Source organism: Streptomyces niveus, assembly GCF_001723055.1.
Lineage (GTDB): Bacteria > Actinomycetota > Actinomycetes > Streptomycetales > Streptomycetaceae > Streptomyces > Streptomyces niveus.
This window is the reverse complement of record NZ_MDCR01000234.1, coordinates 1-4728: the sequence shown is the minus strand read 5'-3', so window position 1 is coordinate 4728 and position 4728 is coordinate 1. Positions and strand designations below refer to the sequence as shown.

The following is a 4728-nucleotide window of genomic DNA, read 5'->3' as shown; positions in this document are numbered from 1 at the left end:
CTGAGGGGCTGAGGGGGCGCGGGCCTGGAGGCTCCAGGCCCGCGCCCCCTCAGCCCCTCAGCCCCGCGGCGGCGCCGTCGACGCCCGCGCCATCAACTCCGCGGCGATCGTCGCGATCCCGCCGGGCGGCGGAGCCTCCGTCCCCATGGCCAGCCGCCCGGCCCGCGCCCCCGCCTCGTACAGGGGCAGCCGCACCGTCGTCAGCGCCGGCACCGCGTCGACCGAGAACGGCAGGTCGTCGAATCCCGCCACCGAGATGTCCCCCGGAATGCTCAGGCCCTGGTCACGCACCGCCGCGCACGCGCCCAGCGCCACCGTGTCGTTCGCGGCCACCACCGCCGTCAGATCTGGTGCGCGCCGCAGCAGTTCCAGCGTCGCCTCGTAGCCCGAACGCCGGTCGTAGGGTCCGTGCACCGTCAACGGCCCCTGGTCATCGGTCACGCCCGCGGCGGTCAGCGCCACCCGGTGGCCTTCCAGCCGGTGCCGGGTCGTGGTGCGCTCCGCCGGCCCCGCGACATATCCGATCCTGCGGTGCCCCAGCGCCAGCAGATGCTCGGTCAGCCGCCGCCCGCCGCCCCGGTTGTCGAAGGCCAGTGACGCGACGACGGCGCTGCTGCCCGGCAGCGGAGGCCGCCCGCACAGCACCACATGCGTCCCCGCGTCGGCGAGCTTGGTCAACTTGGCCGACATCGCCGCGATATGGGTGGGGTCTTCGAGCGCGCCACCGGTGAGGATCACGGCGGCTGCGCGCTGGCGCTGGAGGAGGGTGAGATAGGTCAGTTCCCGCTCCGGGGAGCCGCCGGTGTTGCAGACGACGGCGAGCTTCTCGCCACCCGCACGGCCCGTTCCCTCCTGGCCGCCGATCTCGGTCTGCGCTGCCCCGGCCATGATCCCGAAGAACGGGTCGGCGATGTCGTTGACCAGGATCCCGACCAGGTCGGAGGTGGCGGCGGCGAGCGAGCTGGCCGGTCCGTTCAGCACGTAGTCCAGCTCGTCCACGGCCCGCAGCACCCGCTCCCTGGTGGACGCGGCCACCGGGTAGTTGCCGTTCAGCACGCGGGAGACGGTGGCCGGCGACACCCGGGCGCGCGCCGCCACATCGGCCAGGGTGACTGTCATCGGCGGTTCCTCCGAAAGGTGGGTGAGGGAGTGGATCGGCGCCGGACCCTTGTCCGGTCGCTTTCGGCAGGCTAGCTTCATACCTTATAGAAAGCGCTTGCTACGGCTGTATGGAGGGAACTTCGTGACACGCAGGACAGTGCGGATCGCCATGAACGGCGTCACGGGGCGGATGGGGTACCGGCAGCACCTGGTGCGTTCCATCCTCGCGATCCGCGAACAGGGCGGACTGGACCTCGGCGACGGAGAGGTGCTGTGGCCCGAACCCGTTCTCGTCGGCCGCCGTGAGCACGCCCTCAGAGAAGTCGCCGAACGGCACGGACTCACCGAATGGTCCACCGACCTCGACACCGTCCTCGCCGACGACACCGTCGACATCTACTTCGACGCGCAGGTCACCTCCGCGCGGGTCGAGGCCATCAAGAAAGCCGTTGCCGCCGGGAAGCACATCTACACGGAGAAGCCGACCGCGACCGACCTCGAAGGCGCCCTCGACCTGGCCCGCCTCGCCCAGAGCGCCGGCGTCAAGCACGGCGTCGTCCAGGACAAGATCTTCCTTCCTGGCCTGCTGAAGCTGAAGCGCCTCATCGACGGCGGCTTCTTCGGCGAGATCCTCTCCGTACGAGGAGAGTTCGGCTACTGGGTCTTCGAGGGCGACTGGCAGGAGTCGCAGCGCCCGTCGTGGAACTACCGCAGCGAGGACGGTGGCGGCATCGCCGTCGACATGTTCCCGCACTGGGAGTACGTCCTGCACGAGCTGTTCGGCAAGGTCAACTCCGTCTCGGCGCACATCACCACCCACATCCCGCGCCGCTGGGACGAACAGGGCAAGCCGTACGAGGCGACCGCCGACGACTCCGCCTACGGCATCTTCGAGCTGGCGGGCGGCATCGTCGCGCAGATCAACTCCTCCTGGGCGGTGCGGGTCAACCGGGACGAGCTCGTCGAGTTCCAGGTCGACGGCACACACGGCTCCGCCGTCGCCGGACTGCGCCGCTGCCGTGTCCAGCACCGCAGCGCCACCCCCAAGCCCGTCTGGAACCCGGACCTGGCCGCCACGGAGTCCTTCCGCGACCAGTGGCAGGAGGTCCCGGACAACACCGAGTTCGACAACGGCTTCAAGGCGCAGTGGGAGCTGTTCCTGCGCCACATCACCCTCGGCGAGCCGTACCGCTGGGACCTGCTCGCCGGCGCGCGCGGCGTACAGCTCGCGGAACTCGGCCTCAAGTCCTCGGCGCAGGGACGCCGCTTCGACGTACCGGAGCTCTCACTGTGACCACCCGGACCACCCCCTCCGCGCCGCCCGGCGCGACCTCGGTGAAGAAGCCGGGGCAAGGACTCCGGCTCCCGGACGCGGACGGCCGGCTGCGCGCCTACCAGCCGCGCCGTGAACCCGCCGCCTTCACCATCAAGGGCGCCGACGCCGCACCCCTCGTCTCCCGTACGGTCCTCGCAGCCGCGCACGTCGTCGCCGACCCGTACGCGGACAGCAGCCCCGGAGCGCCGGTCGTCGTCGACTGGGACACCACGCTCGCCTTCCGCCGCCATCTGTGGTCGCACGGCCTCGGGGTCGCCGAGGCGATGGACACCGCGCAGCGCGGCATGGGCCTGGACTGGGCGGGCGCGGCCGAGCTGATCCGCCGTTCGGCGGCGGAGGCGCGGTCCGCCGGCGGCCGGATCGCGTGCGGAGTGGGCACCGACCAACTCGCGCCGGGACCGCATCCTTTGGAGGCGGTGCGAGTGGCGTACGAGGAACAACTCGCACTGGTCGAGGAGACCGGCTCCCAGGCCATCCTGATGGCCTCCCGCGCGCTCGCGGCGGCTGCCGAGGGCCCCGAGGACTATCTGGCCGTCTACGCCCATCTGCTGCGGCAGGCGGACGAGCCCGTGGTGCTCCACTGGCTGGGCCCCATGTTCGACCCGGAGCTGGACGGCTACTGGGGCAGCACCGACCTCGACGCGGCCACCGAGACGTTCCTCCAGGTCATCTCCGAACACCCGGACAAGATCGACGGGATCAAGGTCTCGCTGCTGGACGCGCGCCGCGAGGTGGAGCTGCGCCGCCGCCTCCCGCAGGGCGTGCGCTGCTACACGGGCGACGACTTCAACTACCCCGAGCTGATCGCGGGCGACGAACGCGGCTTCAGCCACGCGCTGCTGGGCATCTTCGACCCGCTCGGGCCGGTGGCCGCCGAAGCGGTACGCGTCCTGGACACCGGTGACGGCAAGGGCTTCCGGGAACTGCTCGACCCCACGGTCGAACTCTCCCGCCATCTCTTCCAGGCCCCCACCCGCTTCTACAAGACGGGCGTCGTGTTCCTCGCCTGGCTGGCCGGGCACCAGGACCACTTCGCCATGGTCGGCGGCCTCCAGTCGGCCCGTTCGCTCCCGCATCTGGCGCGGGCGTACGAACTGGCCGACGGACTGGGCCTGTTCCCGGACCCGGCGGTGGCCGAGGCCCGGATGAGGTCGCTGCTCGGCGTGTACGGAGTGGACCAGTGACCGGAGCGGACCAGTGACCGATGTGAACGAGGCGATCGACGTGAGTGAAGCGACTTGGCCGTCCGACGGGACCGACGCGCGCACGACCGGACTGCCGGGCGACCTCAGCCGCTTCAGCATCAACCAGATGACGGTCAAACAGCTCACCCTCCCCGAGCTGACCGAGGCGTGCGTGCGACTCGGCGTGCCGGGCGTGGGGCTGTGGCGGGAGCCGGTGCAGGCGTACGGCGTCCAGGCCGCCGCCAAGCTCGTGCACGACGCCGGGCTCGCCGTCACCACCCTGTGCCGGGGCGGCTTCCTCACGGCGAGCGATCCCGCGGCACGGGCCGACGCACTGGACGACAACCGCGCGGCGATCGACGAGGCCGTGACCCTGGGCACCGACACCCTGGTCCTGGTGTCGGGCGGGCTGCCCGCCGGCAGCCGCGATCTGCACGGGGCACGCGAACGCATCGCGGACGCGCTCGCGGTTCTGGCGCCCTACGCGGGGGAGCGCGGCGTACGGCTGGCGATCGAGCCGCTGCACCCCATGTACGCCTCCGACCGCTGTGTCGTCTCCACGCTGGACCAGGCGCTGGAACTCGCGGAGCGCTTCCCCGCCGACCAGGTCGGGGTCGTCGTGGACACGTACCACGTCTGGTGGGACGACCGGGCCCCGGCGGCGATCACCAGGGCGGCGGACCGGATCCACTCCTTCCAACTTGCCGACTGGACCACCCCGTTGCCCGCCGGGGTGCTGAACGGCCGCGGCCTGATCGGTGACGGCGCGATCGATCTGCGGGCATGGCGCGAACGCGTCGACGCGGCCGGGTACGACGGCCCGATCGAGGTCGAGCTCTTCAACGACACCCTGTGGGTGAGGGACGGCGCGGAGTTGCTGGCCGATGTCGCGGAGCGGTATGTGAGGCATGCCCTGTAACGGAGGCTCGTCTCTCAGGACGAAGCCTCTCCCGTGGGGGAATGCGTAGTTCTGTCAACCTCTGTCCCGCTTCTCTGGTATCGAAAAAATAACTGCCCGCGATCGTGCAACCCTTTCGGGGTGATGTCGGTCGTACATGGCGTCAAAGCTTCCGGGGAGGGGTCCGGGGGGATCGGGAAGCTTTGCGT

General features: G+C 70.9%; 4 protein-coding genes. 3 read left to right on the top strand and 1 reads right to left on the bottom strand.

The genetic code is table 11. The features are described from left to right. Nucleotides 1-57: 57 nt before the first annotated feature. Entirely contained in the window at nucleotides 58-1119 is a 1062-nt protein-coding gene (locus tag BHU15_RS25340) for a LacI family DNA-binding transcriptional regulator (RefSeq protein WP_023541594.1), read from the bottom strand. 124 nt (nucleotides 1120-1243) lie between these two features. On the opposite strand from BHU15_RS25340, the gene BHU15_RS25335 reads away from it, so the two are divergent. From BHU15_RS25335 to BHU15_RS25325, 3 genes are all read left to right on the top strand, one after another. Further along, complete coding sequence (locus BHU15_RS25335; protein ID WP_069629311.1) at nucleotides 1244-2395, top strand: Gfo/Idh/MocA family protein; 1152 nt, start codon at nucleotides 1244-1246, stop codon at nucleotides 2393-2395. 41 nt (nucleotides 2396-2436) lie between these two features. After that, entirely contained in the window at nucleotides 2437-3621 is a 1185-nt protein-coding gene (locus BHU15_RS25330) for a dihydrodipicolinate synthase family protein (RefSeq protein ID WP_069629313.1), read from the top strand. 127 nt (nucleotides 3622-3748) lie between these two features. After that, nucleotides 3749-4540 (top strand): sugar phosphate isomerase/epimerase family protein, encoded by a 792-nt coding sequence (locus BHU15_RS25325; RefSeq protein ID WP_069629312.1) that lies wholly within the window; start codon nucleotides 3749-3751, stop codon nucleotides 4538-4540. The last annotated feature ends 188 nt before the right edge of the window (nucleotides 4541-4728 follow it).